We start from the raw sequence: 21,756 nt of genomic DNA, 5'->3' as shown, positions 1-21,756 counted from the left end.
CATGAGGGCACGCCGTATGTCGAAGTGGCTCCCGGGCGCGATGTTGTCGTTTGGGGCGGTGCTCGCTGCGTCGAGTGCCAACGCGGCGTTGCTGCACGATCTGTTTCAGGATCACGTGGTCCTGCAACGAGGGCAGGCCATCAATGTCTGGGGCCGCGCCGCGCCGGGCGAGTCGCTGACGGTGATGTTGGCGAACTCGAGCGCACAGGCGACAGCGGATTCGACCGGGCTATGGCGATCGAGCCTGCCAAACATGAGTGCGGGCGGTCCCTATGAGCTGTCGGTCACCGCAGCCTCGGGAGCGAAGCAGGTCGTCAACGATGTGATGATCGGCGATGTGTGGTTGTGCTCGGGCCAGTCCAACATGGTCCTGCAAGTCCATCGCGCGCTCGATTCCCGCTCCGAGATCGCCAACTCGACGAACGATTCCATTCGCATGCTCACCGTGCCGCTGGCGAACCATCCGGATCCCCAGTACGGATTCGTCAGCCCGGTGCAATGGTTGAAAGCGTCGCCGGCCACCGTGCCGGAGTTCTCGGCCCTCTGCCTGTATTTCGCGCGCGAAATGCAGAAGAAAGACAACGTGCCGATGGGCTTGATCAATTCGGCGTGGGGTGGCTCGAAGATCCAGTCGTGGATGACTGCATCTGCGCTGCGTTCCATGGGAGGTTACGACCGCGCGCTGGATGCGCTGGCGCAATCGAGCAAGGATCCCGTAGCGGCGGCTGCGCAGTGGGCCAGCATTTGGGAAGGCTGGTGGCGTGAGCGCACGAAAGACAAGCCTGGTCAGGAGCCGTGGAGCGCGAAGCCCAAGGGAGAGTGGAAGCCTGCGCCGATCGAGCGCGGCTACTGGGAAAACTGGGGCGTCCCGGAACTGGCGAAGTACGACGGCATGCTGTGGTATCGAACGAATGTGACTTTGACGAAGTCACAAGCCGCGCAGCAGGCTACCTTTGCGTTAGGACGTGTCGATGAGTCCGATCAGGTCTGGATCAATGGTCGGCTGGTTGGCGCCGCGGGTCCTGGCGGCGAGAAATCGTATCCATTGCCGCCGAAGGTGCTGCGGGCGGGTGAGAACACCGTTGTCGTCAGCGTGCTCGATACCTACGCGAGCGGTGGTTTGCCGGGTCCGATGGAGAGTCGCGCGCTTCGATTTGCTGATGGATCGAGCGTCGTTCTCAACAAAGAGTGGCGCTACCAATTGCCGCCTTCCAACGCCGCGTTCCCGTTGCGCGCACCTTGGGAAGCCGTCGCCGGATTGGGCGTAATTTACAACGGCATGATCGCGCCACTGTCGAATCTCAGCCTGCGCGGTGTCCTTTGGTATCAAGGCGAATCCAACACCGATGATGGCGATCAGTACCAACCGCTGCTGACCCGCTTCTTCGCCGACTGGCGGACGCAATTCGGCGCGCATCTGCCGTTCTTCGTGGTGCAGTTGGCGGATTACGGTCCGGCCTCGACGCAACCGACTGAGAGCGGTTGGGCGAAGACGCGAGAAGGGCAGCGTCTGGCAGTGAAGGAAGATCAGAACGCGGGGCTCGCAATTGCCGTCGATCTGGGTGAGCGCACCGACATTCATCCGGCAAACAAACAAGAGGTCGCGCGCCGTCTGGCTCGTGCTGCTCGGCATGTTCTGTACAAGGACGCCGCTCCTCCGTCCGGTCCGATTCCGGTGAGTGCGCGTCGCGAGGGTGACGCCGTTTCTGTCCAGTTCACCGACATCACCGGAAAGCTCGTGACTTACAGTGCTGCGCGTCCGATTGGCTTCGAAACGTGCGGTGCCGCTGCGGGCACTTGCGAGTACGCCGAGGCAACGCTGCAAGGACAGCGCGTGCTGCTGAAGAGCGCGAACGCTGGCACCGCGACGCGCGTCCGTTATTGCTGGGCCGACAGCCCGGTGTGCACGCTATACGACGAAGTGCCGTTGCCGGCTGGCCCGTTCCAGATCGAGGTAAATTGATGAGCGTTGAGCAAGAGCCGCCCGTGGTGGCCGGCTCGAATCGCGATCGCGAGATCGTCGACGCCAAGGTCATCGTCACGTGTCCAGGGCGAAACTTCGTTACGTTGAAAATCGTGACCCGCTCGGGAATCACCGGGCTCGGCGATGCCACGCTCAATGGTCGGGAGCTGGCGGTCGCGGCGTATCTGCAGGAGCACATCGTCCCCAATCTGATCGGCAGGGATGCAGGGCGTATCGAAGACACCTGGCAGTTCTTCTATCGCGGTGCGTATTGGCGTCGCGGTCCCGTGACCATGACTGCGATCGCTGCAGTCGACGTGGCGTTGTGGGACATCGTTGCGAAGCTCGCTGGCCTGCCGCTCTATCAAATGCTCGGTGGTCGTTCGCGCGAGGGTGCGCTGGTTTACGCGCACGCGAACGGTCGTGACATTGCCGAGACCAGCGACGAAGTCGGTCGCTACATCGAGATGGGATTCCGCGCGGTCCGCGCTCAGTGCGCCGTGCCAGGCTTGGCGAAGACGTACGGAATTGCCAGTGGCGGCAATGCCTACGAGCCTGCCGAGACACAGCTGCCGCTGGAAACATTGTGGTCGACGCCGAAGTATCTGGAGGTCGTGCCGCAGCTGTTCGAGCAGTTGCGTGTCGATCATGGCAACGATGTCGAGCTGCTGCACGATGGCCATCACCGAATGACGCCAATCGAAGCGGCGCGTCTGGCGCGCAGTCTCGAGCCGTATCGGCTGTTCTGGTTGGAAGACGCGACGCCCGCGGAAAATCAGCAGGCATTCGAGCTGATCCGGCACCATTCCGTGACGCCGCTCGCCGTGGGCGAGGTGTTCAATTCGATCTGGGATTGCAAACAGCTGATCGAGAATCAGCTCATCGACTACATCCGCACGACCATCGTGCACGCCGGCGGCATCACGCATGTTCGCCGTCTCGCGGACTTTGCGTCGCTATATCAGGTCCGCACGGGCTTCCACGGCGCGACCGACCTCTCGCCGGTGTGCATGGGCGCGGCCCTGCATTTCGACACCTGGGTGCCGAACTTCGGCATTCAGGAGTGGATGCATCACGCCCAGGAGACTGATGAGGTGTTTCCGCACGACTATCACTTCCGTGATGGCCGGTTGCACTGTGGTGAGTCGCCGGGGCACGGCGTCACCATCGACGAACAGCTCGCCGCCAAGTATCCATACTCGCCCAAACAATTACCTGTCGCTCGTCTGGAAGACGGCTCAATGTGGGATTGGTAACCATGCGCTACACCAAGTCATCGAACAAGCTTGCCGTAACCGTGGCCGCACTGCTGGCGGTTTCGCTATCGGCGTCGGCAGAGCAGCCGATATACAAGGATTTGAACAAGTCGTTCGAGGAACGCGCCGCCGACCTGGTGTCACGCATGACCTTGGAAGAGAAGGTCGCGCAGCTGGGCAACAACGCACCGGCCATTGCGCGGCTCGATGTGCCCGAATACGAGTGGTGGAACGAAGCACTGCATGGCGTTGCTCGAGCGGGTGCGGCGACGGTGTTTCCTCAAGCCATCGGTCTCGCGGCCACGTTCGACGACAAGATGATGTTCGAGATCGCCACGGCCATCAGCGACGAGGCGCGCGCCAAACACCATGAGTTCGCCAATCGCGGCTTGCGCAAGCGTTATCAAGGCCTGACGTTCTGGTCGCCGAATATCAATATCTTTCGCGATCCCCGCTGGGGGCGCGGCCAGGAAACTTACGGCGAAGATCCCTGGCTGACCGCGCGCATGGGCGTCGCGTTCGTGAAGGGTTTGCAGGGCGACGATCCGAAGTATCGCAAGGTCGATGCCACCGCGAAGCACTTCGCCGTCCACAGTGGACCCGAGGCAGACCGCCATTACTTCGATGTGCACCCGAGCGAGCGCGATCTGTATGAGACCTATCTGCCGGCGTTCCAGGCGCTCGTGCAGGAAGGCAAGGTCGCGTCGGTGATGGGCGCATACAACCGCGTCTACGGCGAATCGGCGTCTGCCAGCCCGCGACTGCTGCAGCAGATTCTTCGCAAAGACTGGGGGTTCAATGGGTACGTGGTCTCGGACTGCGATTCCATCGAGGACATCTACAAACATCACAAGATCGTTGCGACGGCGCCCGAGGCCGCTGCGCTGGGCGTGCGTTACGGCTGCGAGCTGGACTGCGGCAAGACCTACGACGCGCTCGTTCCGGCAGTGAAGCAGAATCTCGTGAGCGAACCAGAGATCGACGCCGCCGTGCGCAAGCTCATGCTCACGCGCTTCCAGTTGGGCATGTTCGATCCGCCGGAGCAGGTTCGCTGGGCGCAGATTCCGTACTCGGTCAATCAATCGCCCAAGCACGATCAGCTGGCGCGGCGCGCAGCGCAGTCATCTATCGTCATGCTGAAGAACGACGGCATGCTGCCGCTTTCGCGTGATATCAAGACGCTCGCCGTCATCGGTCCGACGGCAGATGAAGTCATGTCGCTGCTCGGCAATTACTACGGCACGCCTTCGGCACCCGTGACGATCCTGCAGGGCATCCGTGAGGCAGCGGGCAAGCAGACTAATGTGATCTACGCGCGCGGCGCGGACTTGGTCGAAGGTCGTGAAGAGCCGCGTGCGGTGCCGCTGATCGAGGCGAGTTTCCTGCGGCCCGACGCGAACTCGAAAGAGCAGGGCTTGAAAGGTGAATACTTCCGCGGCCGCGACCTTGCCGGCGCTCCGGTGATGACGCGCATCGATTCGCGAATTGCCTTCCGTTGGGACCGCGGCGCGCCGACGGATGACCTGGCAGCGCGAGGCGAGCTGTCGAATGAGCAGGCGTTGGCAGGCGATGACTTCAGCGTTCGCTGGACCGGCCAGCTGTTGCCGCCGACCTCGGGAAAATATGAGTTGGTCGTCGGTGCGAACGATGGCGTGCGTTTGTATATCGACGACCGCCTGATCGTGGACGGCTGGGAGCTCAACGAGCGCGTGAAGAGTCACAGCGTCACCGCGGATCTCGAAGGCGGTCGGGCCTATCGCATCAAGCTCGAATATTTCGAGGACATTCGCGACGCCGAAGTGCGCTTGGGCTGGCGGCGTCCGGGAGCGAAGGAGCCTTTCGAAGAAGCGTTGGATGTCGCTCGCTCCGCTGATGCGGTCGTCTTCGTGGGCGGCTTGACGGGCGATGTCGAAGGCGAGGAAATGAAGGTCAACTACCCGGGCTTCGCCGGCGGCGACCGTACCGATCTGCGTTTGCCTGGCAGCCAACGCAAGCTGCTCGAAGCGTTGCAGTCGACAGGCAAGCCCATTGCGTTGGTGCTCACGGGCGGCTCGGCGCTCGCGGTGGACTGGGCGCAGCAGCGTCTGCCCGCGATCGTGATGGCCTGGTATCCGGGTCAGCGCGGCGGTAACGCGGTTGCGGATGTGTTGTTTGGTGATGTGAATCCGTCGGGTCGTCTGCCGGTCACGTTCTACAAAGAGAACGAGCAGCTGCCGCCCTTCGATGACTACGCCATGCAGGGCCGCACGTATCGATACTTCACGGGTCAGCCGCTGTATCCGTTCGGTCACGGTCTGTCGTATACGCGCTTCGAATATTCAAACTTGAAGCTGGATCGAGCAAAGGTCGCTCCGGATGGCACGATCCAGGCGTCGCTCACGGTGAAGAACGTGGGTTCGCGCTCCGGCGAGGAAGTCGTGCAGCTCTACGTTGCACCGAAAGACTCCAAGCAGCAGCGGGCCAATAAGGATCTGCGTGGTGTGAAGCGCGTTGCATTGAAGCCAGGTGAGACGGGCAGCGTCAGTTTCACGGTCAAGGCGTCCAACGATCTGCGTCACTATGACGTGAACGCCAAGCGCTACGCGGTCGATGCCGGCAAGTACGAAGTGCAGGTTGGCGCGTCGAGCGCGGACATTCGCGCTCGACAGACGTTTGAAGTGAAGCGCTGATCGGAAAGAGGGCGTCCGCCGTAGCAGGCGGACGCCAGCTGATTTACATCCGAGCCGGCTCGAGCCGCGGCGCCAGCAGCTGGATGATTCCCAGCGCCAGCAGATAAGCGGTCGCCGCCATGATGAACACCGGCACATAGCTGCCCGTGGTCTGCAGCAGGAAGCCGGTGAAGGTGGCGATCATCATGCCGCCGACCGCGCCGCCAAAGCCGCCGATGCCGACGACCGAGCCGACGGTTTGCTTGGGGAACATGTCCGAGGGCAGCGTGAAGATATTGGCCGACCACCCTTGATGTCCCGCGGTCGCCAGTCCGATCAGCAACACCGCGACCCAGACGTTCTGAACGTGCGATACGAACACGATCGGAACGACGCACAGCGCGCAGATCAGCATCGCCGTCTTGCGGGCGCGATTCACTGACCAGCCCATCTTGATGAAGCGGCCCGCGATCCAGCCGCCGCCAATGCTGCCGATGTCGGCAAGGACATAAATCGCGACCAGCGGCGCGCCCAGCCCGAGCAGGCTCAAGCCATATTCGCTGTGCAGATACTTCGGCAGCCAGAACAGGAAGAACCACCAGATCGGATCGGTCATGAACTTGCCGAGCAGGAATGCCCAGGTCTGCCGATATCTCAGCAGGCGAGACCACGGCACACGCTCGACGGGATCGGGCGGATCGCTGCGAATCAACGCCAGCTCGCTGGCGCTCAGTTTCGGATGCTGCTCAGGGGGACGATAGGTTCTGAGCCAGATGGTCAGCCAGGTCACACTCAGAATGCCCGTCATGAGGAACGCAGCTTGCCAGCCGAAGGTGACTGCGATGATCGGCACCGTCAGCGGTGCGACGATCGCACCGATGTTCGATCCGGAATTGAAAATACCTGTCGCGAACGCGCGCTCACGCCGGGGAAACCATTCGGCCACCGTTTTCAGCGCCGCCGGAAAATTGCCCGCTTCGCCCAGTCCCAATGCGAAACGAGCCATCGCGAAGCCTGCGACGCTGCCGACCAGTGCGTGACTCATTGCGGCCAGACTCCACACCGCAATCGCGAGTGCATAGCCCAATCTCGTGCCTAGCCGATCGATCACCGCACCCGCACTGACCAGGCCAATGGCATACGCAGCCTGGAAACACGTGATGATGTAGCCGTACTCGACCTCACTCCACGCAAAGGTCTTTTGCAGCTCGGGCGCGAGCACGCCCAGCACCTGACGATCGATGTAGTTGATCGTGGTGGCGGCGAGCAGCAGGCCGCAGATGCGCCATCGATAGCGGCCGGTGGTCGAAGTGGAGGTATTGCTGGTGCTGACAGCTTCCGCGCTCTGCATGTCCATTGTCGATCAGTCGCCGATGGTCAGAGTCGCGGATTTGAGATCGACCGAATTGGGACCGGTCATGATGCTGAATTCGCCGGGCTCGATCATGTACTTCATCTCCTGGTTCCAGAACGCGAAAGCCTCCTTGGCCAAGGTAAATTCCACGGTGGTCGATGCGCCCGGCTGCAGCGAGACGCGGCGGAACGCTTTGAGCTCTTTCACTGGACGCGTGATCGAGCTGGCAACGTCGCGCACGTACAGCTGCACGACTTCATCGCCTTGCATCGATCCGACGTTACGAACGTCCACCGACACCTTCACGTTGTCATTGGCACTGATACGGGCACTCGACAGCTTTGGCTCGCCGAGCTCGAACTTCGTGTAGGACAGGCCGAAGCCGAACGGGAACAGCGGCTCCTTGGAATCGAAGTGATAGCCGCGATGCGCACTCGGCTTCTGGTTGTAGAAAAAGGGCAACTGTCCAATGTCGCGAGCCACCGTGACTGGCAGCTTGCCGCCCGGGTTCGCATCGCCGAACAACACGTCGGCGAGGGCGGTGCCGCCTTCCTGGCCGGGATACCAGCCTTCGAGCACGCCGTTGGCTTGCTCGATGACCTGTGGAATCGACAGCGGCTGACCGTTGAGCAACACGACGACGACCGGTTTGCCCAGAGCAAACATCGCCTGGGCAAGCTCGTTCTGCTCGCCCGTCAGGCCGATCGTGAGACTGTCGCCGAGATGGTTCTTGGCCCAAGCCTCGCGATGCAAAGCACTGCTGCCGCCGATCGCGAGCACGATGGCATCGGCGCTTTGCGCAACGCTCACGGCTTCCTTGATGCGCTCGAGATTGTCTTCGCGCTTGGGGCGGACGACCTCGTCCGTGTACCAATCGCCCGACTCGGTGAGACGCACGCCCTCGGCGGAGACGACGTTGACGCGTTGTCCGACCTTGGTCTTGATGCCGTCGAGCAATGTGACGACCTGTTTGGGAACGTTCGAATAACCACCGAGCTCGACGCGAGCGGCGTTCGGTCCGATGACTGCCAACGTTTTCAATCCATCCGCACGCAGCGGCAACGCACCATCGTTCTTCAGCAACACGACGGACTTGCGGGCAGCTTCAAGCGCCAGTGCACGTGCTTCGGCGTTGCCAGTAATCTTCTCGGCGTACTTGGCGTCCGCATATGGCTGCTCGAACAGGCCGGCGAGAAATTTGAGGCGCAGCATGTCGCCAACCGCTCTGTCGATGTCCGCCTGTTGAATGCGTCCAGCGGCCAGGGCTCGTGGCAGCAGCGCATAGCTATCGCCGTTCGGCAGATCGGAAGAGACGCCAGTTTTCAACGCGTAGACCGCAGCGTCGAGTGGCTCGGTGGTGAGGTGATGAACGTCGATGAGCTCCTTGATGGCGAAGTAGTCGCTGACGATCGCGCCTTTGAAGCCCATTTCGCCGCGCAGAATGTCTTGCAGCAGCCAGCGATTGTTGTGCGAGGGCACGCCGTCGATCTCATTGTATGAAGGCATCACCGCCTGGGCGTTGGCGGCGACCGCGGCCTGGAACGGCGGGAAAAACACTTCACGCAGGATGCGCTCGGAAATATTGGCTGGGCCGACATTGGTGCCGCTCTCCGGCTGGCCGTGACCCGTCATGTGCTTGAGGGTCGCGAACACTCGATCCTTGGGCAGCGGCAGGGTCGTGCCTTGGAATCCGCGCACCGCTGCTACGCCCATGGTGCTCACGAGAAAGGGATCTTCACCATAGGTTTCTTCGAAGCGTCCCCAGCGGGGATCGCGCGCGACGTCGACGACGGGGGCGAGTACCAGATGCGCGCCGCGAGCACGAATTTCACGGGCGACGACGGTAAAGATTCGCTCCAGCAATTGCGGATCCCAGCTGCTGGCGAGAGCGATCGCTTGCGGGAAGTGGGTGGCGCCGAGCGCCTGATGACCGTGCAACCCCTCTTCATGAAACAAAACCGGAATGCCCAAGCGCGTACTGCGGGTCGCATGCCGCTGGATGGCGTTGATCAGTTCGACGGTTTCGCGTTCGTTTCGAAATGGCGTCTGCAGCGGACTGCCGGCCTCCTGACGATCGCTCGGGCGTGTGAAATGACCGATGCCCGCCGGATATAACCGCTGCGCGGCGTTGGGAACGAAATTCCCTTTAGCGTCCAGCAACTCGTTTTTTTTGGTCCAGACCGCGGTGATCTGCGCAATCTTTTCTTCCAGAGTCATGCGCGAGAGCAGATCCTGCACGCGCTGTTCGACTGGAGCCGCCGGGTCTTTATAGAGGGGACGATCGTTGCGAGACTGCGCCGACGCTCCTGCGGCGAGCAACATCGAGGCGATCAAGACGCCTAGTTTTGCGCCCGGACTACGCGTCCGCCGGCCGGCCGTGGCCAGGCTGCGAGCTCTCACCATGGATCCCCCCAGGGTTGGCAGACGGACGTCCAAAGCGCCCGCCGTGTTGGTCGAGTGATACCGGTATCATTAACTCAGGCCGCCCGTCGGGGTCAATCACAGCTGCGAATTCCTTCCGTCCCGGCCCGCCGCCTCCCTGTGGCGTGCTGACATCATTCGCCGGCGAGCAGATTTTTAGGGGATTTTTTTCGATGGCGCCGGCGCGACAACCGGCTCGGCAGCGGGCCTGATCGATTTGTGACCAAGCGCTCGGCGCGGATGGTTGCAATTCTCGAATTGTGAGCGCTATCATCAAATCGCCAACGCTGAGAGCGCGGCGCTGCAAGCGCTGTGATCGCAGCTGGCCAAGATAAAGATCGAATTGTCAGGGGAGAGAGAACGATGCTCATGCTTCGGCTCTTTGTTGTTCACAGCCGCCCAAGCAGCGGAATCCCTCCCTATGCCATGTCTGCGCCGTCCGGCGCATTGCCGATGCCGATGTCAACGCGAGTCATAACGTTCGTGACCGGAGGGGATAGTGAGTACTCACAAACTGGACGCGGGGCGCGCCGCCCGCAGTAAAGCTCTGACCATTTGCATCGCTGCCGTACTGGGCCACGCGCAGCTTGCGCAGGCTCAGCAGGTGGCGGCGGCCAACGAAAATGCACTGGAGGAAGTGGTCGTCACCGGCTTTCGCCAGAGCCTGGAGAGTTCCACCGGCGCCAAGCGCGACGCGGTCGGCTTCGTCGATGCGATCTTTGCCGAGGATATCGGCAAGTTTCCCGATTCCAACATCGCCGAATCGTTCAACCGCATTCCCGGCATCACCATCAACCGCGAAACTTCCGGCGAAGGCCTGAACATCGCGATCCGCGGTCTTGGCACCAACTTCACCCGTGTGCTGTTGAATGGCGCGCCGGTCGCGGTGGCATCCACCGGCCGCACCGATGCCCAGAGCACCAACCGCGAAGTCGATCTGGATTTGTTTCCAACTGAATTGTTCTCACAACTGACTGTGAGCAAGACGCCCAACGCAGCCATGCTGGAAGGCGGTGCAGCCGGTACGGTGAACATGCGCAGCGCACGCCCTTTCGATAACGAAGGCGGGCACATCGCCTATTCGATTCAGGGCATGGATAACAGCAATGCCGATTCGATGGGTGGCCGCGGCTCCATCGTCGCCAGCAATACCTGGGGCAGCTTCGGCGCGCTGGTCGGCGTGTCCGGCGTTCATAACAAGGTGAAGACCACCGGTTTCGAAACGATCGGCTGGACCAATCCGAATCTCACCGTTCCCAATACCACTACCGGTGTCACCCAGGCGACGGCCCAGTGTCGTGCCGGCACGTCGTGTAACAGCACGGGCGGCGGCAACTTCACGATTCCGGGCGTGGTTCCCAGCAATGCGGGCAATGGGCTGACGCCCGGTGCGGTCATCAACCAGGATCTGCTGCTGGCGCTCAACCCGGGCTTGACGCTGCAACAGATCGACAATGCCATCATTCCGCGCCTGGGCCGCCCGGCCATCATCGAAGGCAATCGCGATCGTTACAACGCCATTGCCGCTTTCGAATTCCGGCCGACGGACAACTTCCATGCCTACCTCGACACGATGTACGGCAAGAAAGAGAACGACCTGGAGCGCATCGACATGAACCTGGTCGGGCGCAACGGCGCCATGATTCCGATCAACATGCAGGTGGATCGGGACAACTGCGCGCAGGGCTGCGTGGTGACCAGCGCCACTTTTGCGAATGCGCAGGCGTTCCTCGAGTACCGGCCGTTCATCGAAGATACGGAGTTCTACGGCGCGAATCCGGGCTTCAGCTGGCAGCTCACCGACAAGCTGAGCCTGGACTGGCAGGCCAATTACACGCATAGCGAATTCCACCGCGAGTCGCCGACCTTCCTGGTCAGCACGCCGGCCAATTCCGGCATGACGGTGAACTACACCAACAACGGTGGTATCCCCACCATCCAGAGCAGCCTCGATCTGAACAATCCCGCGAACTTCGGTTGGGCGGGCGGGCGCGTCAACATGCAGGACGAGTATCGCGAGACCGAGACCAAAGGTACGCGTGCCAGCCTGACGTTTGGTGACAGCGACCTCAGTGTCAGCGTCGGTGGCGCATACGACGACGTGGAGCGTCGGATTCGTGCGCGCGACAACAGCCAGGCCTGGCAGAACGCGGTGTGCGGCAACAACCCGAATGTTTATTTGGAGACGCCGAACACTCAGCCGGCCTGTCTGGGTGCGGTTGCGCCGGGCGCGTCGCCCGCGGGCTATCCGAACTACCCGGGCTTCGGCACGGGCGGGTCGGCGGGCTTGCCGCCATTGATGTATCAAGGCTCCTTGATTCCGCAAGCGTCGCTGGCTAGCTATCTGCGGCCGGGCCCCGGCTTCATCACAGCCGACTGGAATCGGTTTGCGCGTGACTCGCAGTACGCGGCGTTTCGCGCGGCCGCGCCGGAAGCCAGTTCGTCCAACACGGGCGCGAACGGCGGCTTGATTCGCGAACAGTCCACCGGCTTCTACACCGAGGTCAACGGCGCCATGGACATCGGCGAGCAGCGGCTGCGCTACAACGTGGGCGTGCGCTGGGTCAGCACCGAACAAACGGTCGGTGGCCGCGTGTCGATCAGCGATCCTCGCAACTCTCTGCCTGACGGCACATTGATTCCGGACGGCTCGCGCTATCCGAACATCGTGAACTTCGTCGAGACCGAGCGTAAGTACGAGAACTGGTTGCCGTCGGCAAACGTCGCTTTCAACGCAACCGACAACATCGTGCTGCGCGCAGCGGCCTCGCGATCCATGACGCGCGCGAATCCGAATGACATGCTGCCGGGCTTGGGATTCAGCACCCCGTCCGCGGACGTCGGTTCGGTCGGCAATCCCGATCTGAAGCCGTTCCTTTCCGACAACATCGATCTCGGCATCGAAATCTACACTGGCCGGGAAGGTTACGTCGGCGCGACCGCCTTCCGGAAAGGTATCAACGGCTTCACGGTGCTTGGCTCTCGCACCGTGCCGTTCCGCGAGCTGGCGATTTACGGCGTGACTTTCGATAGTCTCACTGCGACTCAGCAGGAGGCCATCAATTCTCGCGGCGGACCGGATGCGGCCACGGTGGTGTTGAACCAGCAAGTGAACGCGAACGGTCGCCTCACGGTGAACGGTCTCGAGTTCAACTGGGTGCAGCCACTCGACTTCCTGCTGGCGCCGCTTGGCGTCGAGGGTCTCGGCTTCACGGCCAATTACACCATCGTCGATCAGAAGGGCGAAGGCCAGGTGCCGGCCATAGCAGTCGGCGTCGCGCCGGAAACCTACAACGCGACGGTCTACTACGAGAAGAATGGCATCAGCGCACGTTTGTCGACGACCTTCGCGCAAGGCTCGCAGGCATCGGGCCTGAACCAGAACGGCATCGGTGCCGCCGCGCTCTTCAACGATGACTACGAGCAGTGGGACTTCTCGTCGAGCTTCGACTTCTCGACGATGTTCGGCTGGTCGGAGTTCATTCCGCAGCTCACGGTCGACGTGATCAATTTGTTCGACGAGAAGCAGCGCCAGTACTTCCAGTTCCCGAACGCAACGTTCACTCAGTATGAAGCCGGCCGCACGGTGATCGTGGGCTTACGCGGCCGATTCTGATCCACAGACGCCGGCGGGGGAGCTGTCGTTTACCCCCGGTGGTGCACTCGCCGGCGACCTTGACGGCAGGAGACGCAACTCTCCTGCCGTCTTTTTATTTGCGCCACCCTTAAAACCGGGCTGCGATGCTCGGCGAAATATCAGGGAATGTCTTAACTCAGTACCTGTCGCAATTTGCGAACTGCACCGCTGTGCAAGCGCCAAGGTTTTACATAGTCTTGCTCGCCTCGACTCTCCCGTTCACGCGCTCCTTCATGAAGACGACCCCGTATCGCCTCACCCTGCTGTTGTTGCTCGCATCGCTCGCGATGGCGGTGGCTCTGCCCGCGCGTGCCAGCGCCAACCAGAGCGAGCACTTTGTGCGACCGGCGGAGTTGGAGCCCGACATCGCGTTCTGGCGCCGCATCTACACTGAGGTCACGACCGAAGGCGGTCTGCTGCACGATCCCGAAGACCTGCGGGTCGTTTATGAAGTGCTGCGGTTCCCCTCGGATATTGCTCCCAAGACACGCTCCAATCGCATCGAGGACGCCAAGAAGAAGTATTCGCGCATCCTGGAGCGCCTCGCGAGCGGTGCCGAGGATTTGAGCGCAGAAGAACAGCGCGTTCAGGCGCTGTGGCCGAAAAACACGCGTCGTTCACGTTTCGAGCAGGCCTCCGAAGCGGTGCGTTTCCAGCTGGGTCAGGCCGACCGCTTCCGCGAAGGCCTGGTGCGTTCCGGCGCGTGGCACGATCACATCGCCGATACGTTCGGGAAGATGGGCTTGCCGCGCGAGCTGGCGTCGCTGCCACACGTCGAGTCTTCGTTCAACACATACGCATATTCCAAGGTCGGTGCCGCCGGCATGTGGCAGTTCATGCGCGCCACGGGCCGTCGTTTTCTGCGCATCGACGCCGTGGTCGACGAGCGTCTCGATCCGTACCGTTCCACCGAGGCGGCGGCGCGCTTCCTCGAGCAGAACTACATCGTGCTCGGCAGCTGGCCGCTGGCGCTGACCGCCTATAACCATGGTCCTGGCGGCATGAAGCGCGCTCAGGAGCAACTCGGCACCAGCGACATCACTACCATCGTGCGCAAGTACAACAGCCGTTCATTCGGCTTTGCTTCGCGCAACTTCTATCTCGCGTTCCTGGCCGCGTTGGAAATCGACCAGAATCCGGAGAAGTTCTTTCCTGGCGTGCGGCGCAATGCTGCGGACAACAGCCTGGTGTTGAAGCTGCCGCAGCCGGTTCCGGCCAGTCGTATCGCGACCACCCTCGATGTGGATCGAGAAGAGCTGCGGCGCCTGAATCCGGCGTTGCTGAACACCGTGTGGAAGGGTGGGCGGAGTGTGCCCAAGGGTTATGAGTTCCGCGTGCCCTCGCATATCGATCTGTCGAGCGTGATGGCCAAACTGAACTCCGGCCCCGCCGAGTCGGTTGAAGTGCTGCTCGCCGACTCGCAGCACCGTGTGGAAAGCGGCGAAACTCTGTCGGTCATCGCCGGCCGTTATGGCGTGAGCCAGCAGCAGCTGGCGGACCTGAACGATCTGAATCATCCCTTCCGCCTGCGCGTCGGTCAGGTGCTCGAACTGCCCTCGAAGGGCACTCGTCCGGCGGCCAGGGTCGCGCAGACGCAGAAAGAAACGCCGCCGCCGGTATTGCCGGCCGCCAGGCCGACGCCGCCGACCGGTGTGGTTGGCAGCGAGCGCTATGTGGTCCGTCGTGGCGACACGCTCGGCAAAATCGCCAAGAATCATGGTCTGACTGAAGACCAGCTGATGGAGATGAACAACATCCGCAATCGCCAGTTCATCTACGAAGGTCAGGTGCTGGCATTGGCGGCGTCGGCGCGCGCCAAGCCGCCGGTCGAAGCGGAAGTGCCGGTGGAGACGATCGCTGCGGTCGCCGCACCGCCTGCCGAAGCTGAAGCGGTCGAGCCGGAGTCGGAGCGTGAAGCCGAGGAAATCGGACCGGCGCTGGTGCCCGGCACGCAGACGGCTGCATCGGCCGATCCCGCCGACTACAGCGTCAAGGGCAGCAACACCATCATCGTGCAGGCCGCCGAAACGCTCGGTCACTACGCCGAGTGGCTGGACGTGCGCTCCAGCCAGCTGCGACAGCTGAACCGCCTCTCAACGGCGACGCCGGTGGTGATCGGCCGCAAGGTGAAGCTGGACTTCTCCAAGGTCACGCCCGACCAGTTCGAAGCGCGCCGCACGGAATACCATCGTGCTCTGCAGGAAGCGTTCTTCACGCAATTCCGCATCCAGGGCACCAGCGAGCACGTGATCAAGCGCGGCGAGTCGGTGTGGGTGCTGGCTCAGCAGCGCTACAACATTCCGATCTGGCTGCTGCGCCAGTACAACCCGGATCTCGACCTGGGCGCGCTGCAGCCTGGGGCACGTTTGGTGATTCCGCTGGTCGAAGCTACAGGTGTGTCGGAGCCGTCGGTTTGAAATCATTCCAAGCAACGCTGCTTGCCAGCACCGCGATCCTGGTCAGCGGTTGCATGAGCGCGCAGCTGTATGACGGACCGAAACGCGATCGGGACGAAGTGGCGCGCATCACTGGCGATCCGGTGGTGACCGCCGGCTCGCCGGTCACCGTGATCTTGCGGCAAGTCGATGGTCGCGACATCGGTATGACTCAGACCACCGTCGAGGTGCTGGAAGGCACGCACAATTTGCTGGTCGACTGCCGGATTGCCGAGACCAAGGCCGTTTCCCGCCATGCATTGGAAGTGGAGGTATTTGGCGGCCGCAAATACCGGCTGCGGGCGCAGACCGGCCCGGCGCTGCGCGAATGCACCGGCGTGACGCTGGAATCCCAAAACTGAAGCGGCGCACTTGGTGATCCAAATCACGGTTTTTCCCCGCCGTGTCGCCAAGATGCACATGGAAGATGCCCTACAGGCTCAATCGTCCGGTTCGCGAGCCGACATAAGTCCCAGCCACGCTATACTCCGTCAGCGTTGACCATCGCATACACCTATGCCGCGAAACATTGCTGCCCTAGTCACCGCTTCGTTGGTTCTTTTCTCCGCCGCCCCGCTGCGGGCGGAAACGCCATTGCAGTCCTCGGCCCTGGTTTCCTCCAGCGTCGAAGCGGCACTGCCGCTGGCGGACAAGATTCTGGTACACAAAGCAGAGCGCAAGTTGTACCTCATGAGTAACGGCGCTGCGTTACGCACGTTCAAGATCGCGCTGGGGCTGCGGCCGGAAGGTCATAAGCAGTTCGAGGGCGACTTCCGCACGCCCGAAGGCGTTTATCGCCTGACGCGTCGGAACCCAAACAGCGAATATTTTCTGTCCATCCTGGTCGACTATCCGAACGACAAGGACGTGAAGCGCGCCCGCGCCCAGGGCCTGCGTCCAGGCGGCGCGATCATGATCCATGGTCAGCCGAACACTCCGAAAAAGTCCCGCGACTACTACTCGAATGTCGACTGGACCGAGGGCTGCATCGCTGTGTCCAATTCGGACATGGTGGAAATCTGGTTGATGACGCCACCCGACACGCCCATAGAGATCCTGCCGTGAAAGAGAGCTCAAGATGAAGGCGCCGTCCAATGACGGACGCGCCTCGGCCTCGATAACCCAGGCCGAACCCGAAGGAGTGGTCGATGCCAGAGTCTCGCCGCTGGGCAGCCTGGAAAACCTTTCGCAGCGTGAAGTGCAACAGCTGCTCAGCTCGGGGCAGGGCGGCGTTTACGATCTGTTCCGCCGCTGCGCGCTGGCGGTGCTCACCTCGGGCCTCGAGTCCGACGACGTGCGCGCCATCTTCGATCGCTACAAGGACTTCGAGATCAAGCTCGGCCGCCAGGCCTGGGGCATCAAGCTCGAAGTGAAGAATGCGCCGGCGAGCGCGTTCGTCGACGGCTCGATGATCCGCGGCATCAAGGAGCATCTGTTCGCGGTGCTGCGCGACATCGTCTACATCCACGATGCCATTCTCGGCAGCCAGCGCTTCGATCTGAACGACTCGGCCAGCGTCACCAACGCGGTCTATCACATCCTGCGCAACGCGCGGATTCTCGACTACAAGGGCCGGCCCGACCTGGTGGTGTGCTGGGGCGGTCATTCCATCAGCTCGGTGGAGTACGACTACACCAAGCGGGTCGGCTACGAGCTCGGTCTGCGCGCGCTGAGCGTTTGCACGGGCTGCGGTCCGGGCGCAATGAAGGGCCCGATGAAGGGCGCCACCATCGGCCATTCCAAGCAGCGCATTCGCGAGGGCCGATATATCGGCATGACCGAGCCGGGCATCATCGCCGCGGAGCCGCCGAACCCAATCGTCAATCAGCTGGTCATCATGCCGGACATCGAGAAGCGTCTCGAAGCGTTCGTTCGCTGCGCGCACGCCATCATCGTGTTCCCAGGCGGTGCCGGCACGGCCGAGGAGATTCTGTATCTGCTCGGCATCCTGCTCGATCCGGCCAATGCCGAGCAGCCGCTGCCAGTGATCTTCACCGGACCGCCGTCGTCTGCTGAATATTTCGGTCAGATCGATCGCTTCATCGGCGCGACGCTCGGCGAGGCCGCGCGCAGCCGCTACAAGATCATCATCGGCGATCCGCCGCAGGCGGCGCGTGAAGCGCTCAAGGGCATCGAAGCCGTGCGCGAATATCGGCGCGCCAAGAGCGATGCGTACAACTACAACTGGCTGCTGAAGATCCCCGACGAGTTCCAGCGGCCCTTCGAGCCGACGCACGAGGCCATGGCGCGCCTCGAGCTGCGTCGGGATCTGCCTGCGCATGTGATGGCCGCCAATCTTCGCCGCGCCTTCTCTGGCATTGTCGCGGGCAACGTGAAGGAAAACGGCATTCACGCCATCGAGGCGCGCGGTCCCTTCGAGCTGCACGGTGACAAGGAAGTGATGACGTTGCTCGACGAGCTGTTGTCGGCCTTCGTGCGGCAGAGACGCATGAAGCTGGCGGGCGAATACAAGCCCTGCTATCGGCTGGTCGCATGAGCAAGGTTGCGCTCACCTATCGATTCACTTTGCCGGATTCCCAGGAACGAGTGTTCGAGCTGGAGCTGGATCGCGACACAGCGGAGCTGTCGCCACCGGCCGTCGCCGAGCCGCCGGCATGGACCGCGCTCAGCTTCAATCAATGCACCGGTTGTCCGTTCAACGCCGCCGAGACGCCGCATTGTCCGGCCGCCTTGCAGCTGTCCGGCGTGATCGATGGCTTCACCGACATCGTGTCCTACGACAAGGTGAAAGTGACGGTGGAGAGCGAAGAGCGCCAGGTGGTCGCAACGCTGGCCGCACAGCAGGCACTCGCTTCGCTGATAGGCTTGATCATGGCGTCGAGCGGATGCCCGCGCACTGCGGTGTTTCGCCCGATGGCGCGGTTTCATCTGCCGTTCTCGAGCGAATCGGAGACGGCGTATCGAGTCGCGTCGATGTACTTGCTTGCTCAGCACTACTCGGCGCGCGAAGGTGGCTCGGCGGATCTGGCGCTCGACGATCTCGAGCGCGTGTATCGAGGTGTGCATTCGGTGAATCGCGGCATGGCGACGCGTTTGCGCGCTGCGAGCCGGCAGGATGCGATCGTGAACGCAGTGGTGCTGCTCGACGTCTTCAGCAGCCTCGTGCCGGCAGCGATCCACGACATCCTCGATGAGATCAAGCCAGCCTTTGCTGCATTGCTCGCCGCGAAATAAAACATTCTTTAGGTGTCGACGCATTTGCCACTCGCGCAGATGAACGCGCGTGTGCATCGATGTGTTTTGCGCGCGACGTGGCGCGATCACTCCAATAATGAATAACGGCCGGTTAAATCAGCCGCGCTTTGTGACGTGACACTAGTGTCAGTAGCGCCTCCCTTGCGATGGCTGTCGCAGTCTGGAGACGTCACTCGATGGCTGTGATGTAGTTCCTCTTGCGTGTGGTGTGCGCTCCGTAAGTTGGCTCGCAACAGGAGATCACACATGACCACGACCGAACCGAAGATCGATGAGATGACCGCCACCGGCCGGCATCGCGCTTGGGTGGGCGAGAACTCAGGTGCCATCGTTCGCGCTGGCACGAGCGCGCCGCGTGAGCCGCAGCGAGCCAACTGGCTCGATCGCTCGCCGCCGGCGAGCAACTCGCGTCACGCTGCCATCACGCGCTCGCTGCACACCTGGTCCAACTACAAGAGCTGGACCGACAAGGTGAAGAGCAGCTGGGACAAGGATACGAAGAGCGGCAAGTAACGGCGCTCTTGAAAGACTGCTTCAGCCGAACACGCGGCGAAGCAGTGACGGCAGCAACGATTCGGAGCGCTCGATTTTTGTCGCGCCGCTGGAGCCCCGAGGAGTCAGCGCGCTGGCCGGACTGGCAAGGGCATTCGTGACCGCAGCCGGGCTCAACTGCGGCGGCGTCGAAGATTCAGCGACGGGCTTCGGGGCAGCGGGTATAGCGGCGAGCGCCTGAGCCAACACGGGCTTTGCAGGTGGCGTCGGCGGCACGATCGATTCGAGCGAGGTAGTCGCGGTCTTCGGTGCCGAAGTCAGCGCCGAAGTAATGGCCGGGGTGCCCGGCTCGATGGGCAGTGGCTTGCGTTGCGCGAGCCAGCCAACCAGCGGCAACCATTGCTCCAGATCTTCGCGCACTCCATTCGGCTTCATTTCGAACACACCGTAGCCGGTTTCCGCCGAGCGGATGTAAGCCTGCGAGTCACGCAACGTCGCGATGACTGGAATCTGCAGGTTCTCCAGAAACTTCATCAGCGACTTGTAGACCAGCGTCTGCTTCTTCACGCGGTTGGCGATCACGGCGATGCGCTGTTCGTCGCGACGAAGCTTGGCAATCAGCAGCAGATTGGATATGCATTTAGCCGCGGCGTGAATGTCGATGTCCGACGGCAGCACCGGCACCAGCACCGCAGTGGCATTGCGGGTGATGTCGGGAAGTTTCTGAGGCTCGACCGCGGCGGGCGTATCCACCACCAGGCGCTGTGTATCCAGCGGCAGACGGGTGGCGAAACTGCGGGTCATTCCTGTATTACGTTCGTACGCGGCAATGCCGTGGATCAGCGGTTGCTCCTGACTGCGCTTGCTGAGCCAATGCGTGCTCGAGCCCTGGGCGTCCATGTCCATGAGCGTCGGGCGCAGTTTCTCGACCGCGAAATAGCTGGCCAGATTGGTCGCTATCGTGGTCTTGCCGGAGCCGCCTTTGGGATTCAATACGACGATCTTTTGCATGCTCGCCGACGCTGCCCTGACAGTTGCCTGCCAAATAGAGTCAGTTTCTGTCGTGAATCAGCCTACGCAGCGTTTCGCGACGCCGCAAGCTCAGAGTTGTGACGATCATCACCGGCCATGCCTGCCGTTGCTGTGAGTCGGCTCACACCGACCCCAATTGGTCGCCGCTAGAGTCGTCGCCATCAACTTTGAGGACCCCTATGGAATTCCTGCTGCTGTGGTGGGACAACCTTGACGATGCCCTGTGTGCCGCCCGCCACAAGGCCGCGAACATTCTCGGTTTCCTGCTGGCTTTCGCCTTGTTCGCGCTCACTGGATTCGCGCTGGTGCTGGCGCCCCAGGCCACGCTCGCCGCGATTGGCCTGATGCTGTCCGCTTCGCTGTATGACTATTGGCGCCGCCGCCGCGCGGCGCTGGCCAACGACGACTGATTCCCGCTAAGCGACTCCCCGAAAAATATATCGGGGAGAATGCTCGGACCCCGGCTCTTGAAAGCTCCTCGCGGGTCCCCATTAGCCCACGCGTCAAATATCATGGCTGGTTTCGGACTCCCGGACCGGTCTCACCGCATTCCGGCTAACTGTGCCATCTGGCGGGCCGACTGCGCGACGCGAACTTATGGAGAGCATTAAATGAACGACACGGGCATGCACGAGACCCAGACCCAGACGCTGGGGTTTCAGGCCGAGGTGAAGCAGCTGCTGAAGCTGATGATCCATTCGCTGTACAGCCACAAGGAAATCTTTCTCCGCGAGTTGATCTCCAACGCGTCCGACGCGCTCGACAAGCTGCGTTTCGAGGCGCTTGCCAGGCCCGAGCTGCTGGAAGGGGGCGCTGAGCTCACCATCACCATCGACGCGGATGACAAGGCGCATACCGTCACCATCGTCGACAACGGCATCGGCATGAGCCGTCAGGAAGCCATCGAGCACCTGGGTACCATTGCCAAGTCCGGCACCTCCGACTTCCTCGCCAAGCTCACCGGCGATCAGAAGAAGGATGCACAGCTGATCGGTCAGTTCGGCGTGGGCTTCTACTCCTCGTTCATCGTCGCCGACAAAGTCGAAGTGTTCTCGCGCCGTGCCGGTCTCGAAGCGGGTGCTGGCGTGCATTGGACGTCGGCCGCGGACGGTGAATTCACTGTCTCGGATGTGGAGCTGCCCGAGCGCGGCACGCGCATCGTGCTGCATTTGAAAGAAGGCGATCACGAGTTCGCCGATCAATATCGCATTCGTTCCCTGGTGCGGAAGTATTCCGACCACATCGCGTTCCCGGTGCGCATGCCGAAGCCTGCGCCCTGNCTCTTATACACATCTCCGAGCC

15 protein-coding genes are annotated in these 21,756 nt (G+C 62.0%); 12 read left to right on the top strand and 3 right to left on the bottom strand.

Annotation, left to right across the window (positions count from 1 at the left end):
* The first annotated feature begins 1 nt into the window (after window position 1).
* From D0550_RS00665 to D0550_RS00655, 3 genes are read left to right on the top strand one after another with little or no spacing between them, the layout of a single operon-like run.
* Window positions 2-1,963, top strand: coding sequence for a sialate O-acetylesterase (locus tag D0550_RS00665; RefSeq protein ID WP_116807169.1), 1,962 nt, complete (start codon window positions 2-4; stop codon window positions 1,961-1,963).
* Complete coding sequence (gene manD / locus D0550_RS00660; RefSeq protein WP_116807168.1) at window positions 1,963-3,219, top strand: D-mannonate dehydratase ManD; 1,257 nt, start codon at window positions 1,963-1,965, stop codon at window positions 3,217-3,219. The genes D0550_RS00665 and manD overlap by 1 nt, the downstream gene beginning before the upstream one ends.
* A 2-nt stretch (window positions 3,220-3,221) precedes the next feature.
* Window positions 3,222-5,888: a glycoside hydrolase family 3 protein gene (locus D0550_RS00655; RefSeq protein WP_116807167.1), complete on the top strand. Its 2,667-nt coding sequence runs from the start codon at window positions 3,222-3,224 to the stop codon at window positions 5,886-5,888.
* A 43-nt stretch (window positions 5,889-5,931) separates the two neighbouring features.
* Here the strand turns inward: D0550_RS00655 and D0550_RS00650 are convergent, their stop codons facing one another.
* Window positions 5,932-7,218: an MFS transporter gene (locus D0550_RS00650; RefSeq protein WP_116807298.1), complete on the bottom strand. Its 1,287-nt coding sequence runs from the start codon at window positions 7,216-7,218 to the stop codon at window positions 5,932-5,934.
* 12 nt (window positions 7,219-7,230) lie between these two features.
* Complete coding sequence (locus D0550_RS00645; RefSeq protein WP_116807166.1) at window positions 7,231-9,624, bottom strand: glycoside hydrolase family 3 N-terminal domain-containing protein; 2,394 nt, start codon at window positions 9,622-9,624, stop codon at window positions 7,231-7,233.
* 517 nt (window positions 9,625-10,141) lie between these two features.
* Between D0550_RS00645 and D0550_RS00640 the strand changes: the two genes are divergently transcribed.
* The 7 genes from D0550_RS00640 to D0550_RS00610 all read left to right on the top strand — a co-directional run bounded on the left by D0550_RS00640 (window position 10,142) and on the right by D0550_RS00610 (window position 19,443).
* Window positions 10,142-13,258 (top strand): TonB-dependent receptor, encoded by a 3,117-nt coding sequence (locus tag D0550_RS00640; RefSeq protein WP_206606009.1) that lies wholly within the window; start codon window positions 10,142-10,144, stop codon window positions 13,256-13,258.
* Window positions 13,259-13,512: 254 nt separating this feature from the next.
* The gene (locus D0550_RS00635) at window positions 13,513-15,696 is read left to right on the top strand and encodes a LysM peptidoglycan-binding domain-containing protein (RefSeq protein WP_161965565.1); all 2,184 of its coding nucleotides are present in this window, start codon (window positions 13,513-13,515) and stop codon (window positions 15,694-15,696) included.
* Window positions 15,693-16,076 (top strand): hypothetical protein, encoded by a 384-nt coding sequence (locus D0550_RS00630; protein ID WP_116807164.1) that lies wholly within the window; start codon window positions 15,693-15,695, stop codon window positions 16,074-16,076. The genes D0550_RS00635 and D0550_RS00630 overlap by 4 nt, the downstream gene beginning before the upstream one ends.
* A gap of 232 nt (window positions 16,077-16,308) precedes the next feature.
* Window positions 16,309-16,779, top strand: coding sequence for a L,D-transpeptidase family protein (locus D0550_RS00625; protein WP_206606008.1), 471 nt, complete (start codon window positions 16,309-16,311; stop codon window positions 16,777-16,779).
* 13 nt (window positions 16,780-16,792) lie between these two features.
* Entirely contained in the window at window positions 16,793-18,211 is a 1,419-nt protein-coding gene (gene ppnN, locus D0550_RS00620; RefSeq protein WP_116807162.1) for a nucleotide 5'-monophosphate nucleosidase PpnN, read from the top strand.
* Window positions 18,208-18,909, top strand: coding sequence for a DUF6901 family protein (locus tag D0550_RS00615; protein ID WP_116807161.1), 702 nt, complete (start codon window positions 18,208-18,210; stop codon window positions 18,907-18,909). The genes ppnN and D0550_RS00615 overlap by 4 nt, the downstream gene beginning before the upstream one ends.
* 267 nt (window positions 18,910-19,176) lie before the next feature.
* Window positions 19,177-19,443: a hypothetical protein gene (locus D0550_RS00610; protein ID WP_116807160.1), complete on the top strand. Its 267-nt coding sequence runs from the start codon at window positions 19,177-19,179 to the stop codon at window positions 19,441-19,443.
* A 21-nt stretch (window positions 19,444-19,464) separates the two neighbouring features.
* On the opposite strand, the gene D0550_RS00605 is transcribed toward D0550_RS00610, so the two are convergent.
* Window positions 19,465-20,433: a nucleotide-binding protein gene (locus D0550_RS00605; protein WP_116807159.1), complete on the bottom strand. Its 969-nt coding sequence runs from the start codon at window positions 20,431-20,433 to the stop codon at window positions 19,465-19,467.
* A 200-nt stretch (window positions 20,434-20,633) separates the two neighbouring features.
* Between D0550_RS00605 and D0550_RS00600 the strand changes: the two genes are divergently transcribed.
* Window positions 20,634-20,864, top strand: coding sequence for a hypothetical protein (locus tag D0550_RS00600; RefSeq protein WP_116807158.1), 231 nt, complete (start codon window positions 20,634-20,636; stop codon window positions 20,862-20,864).
* 216 nt (window positions 20,865-21,080) lie between these two features.
* Window positions 21,081-21,756 (top strand): ATP-binding protein (locus D0550_RS00595; RefSeq protein ID WP_206606028.1); only part of this gene is annotated, 676 nt, incomplete at its 3' end.

The organism is Steroidobacter cummioxidans (assembly GCF_003104955.1).
Note: the sequence above shows the minus strand (reverse complement) of the source record. Positions and strands in the feature narration are given on the sequence as shown.

What these genes read in the sequence shown, in the direction of transcription:
- D0550_RS00665 (WP_116807169.1), top strand. Translation starts at nt 2, where the DNA reads ATGAGGGCACGCCGTATGTCGAAGTGGCTCCCGGGCGCGATGTTGTCG.
- manD (WP_116807168.1), top strand. Translation starts at nt 1,963, where the DNA reads ATGAGCGTTGAGCAAGAGCCGCCCGTGGTGGCCGGCTCGAATCGCGAT.
- D0550_RS00655 (WP_116807167.1), top strand. Translation starts at nt 3,222, where the DNA reads ATGCGCTACACCAAGTCATCGAACAAGCTTGCCGTAACCGTGGCCGCA.
- D0550_RS00650 (WP_116807298.1), bottom strand. Translation starts at nt 7,218, where the DNA reads ATGCAGAGCGCGGAAGCTGTCAGCACCAGCAATACCTCCACTTCGACC.
- D0550_RS00645 (WP_116807166.1), bottom strand. Translation starts at nt 9,624, where the DNA reads ATGGTGAGAGCTCGCAGCCTGGCCACGGCCGGCCGGCGGACGCGTAGT.
- D0550_RS00635 (WP_161965565.1), top strand. Translation starts at nt 13,513, where the DNA reads ATGAAGACGACCCCGTATCGCCTCACCCTGCTGTTGTTGCTCGCATCG.
- ppnN (WP_116807162.1), top strand. Translation starts at nt 16,793, where the DNA reads ATGAAGGCGCCGTCCAATGACGGACGCGCCTCGGCCTCGATAACCCAG.
- D0550_RS00615 (WP_116807161.1), top strand. Translation starts at nt 18,208, where the DNA reads ATGAGCAAGGTTGCGCTCACCTATCGATTCACTTTGCCGGATTCCCAG.
- D0550_RS00610 (WP_116807160.1), top strand. Translation starts at nt 19,177, where the DNA reads ATGACCACGACCGAACCGAAGATCGATGAGATGACCGCCACCGGCCGG.
- D0550_RS00605 (WP_116807159.1), bottom strand. Translation starts at nt 20,433, where the DNA reads ATGCAAAAGATCGTCGTATTGAATCCCAAAGGCGGCTCCGGCAAGACC.
- D0550_RS00600 (WP_116807158.1), top strand. Translation starts at nt 20,634, where the DNA reads ATGGAATTCCTGCTGCTGTGGTGGGACAACCTTGACGATGCCCTGTGT.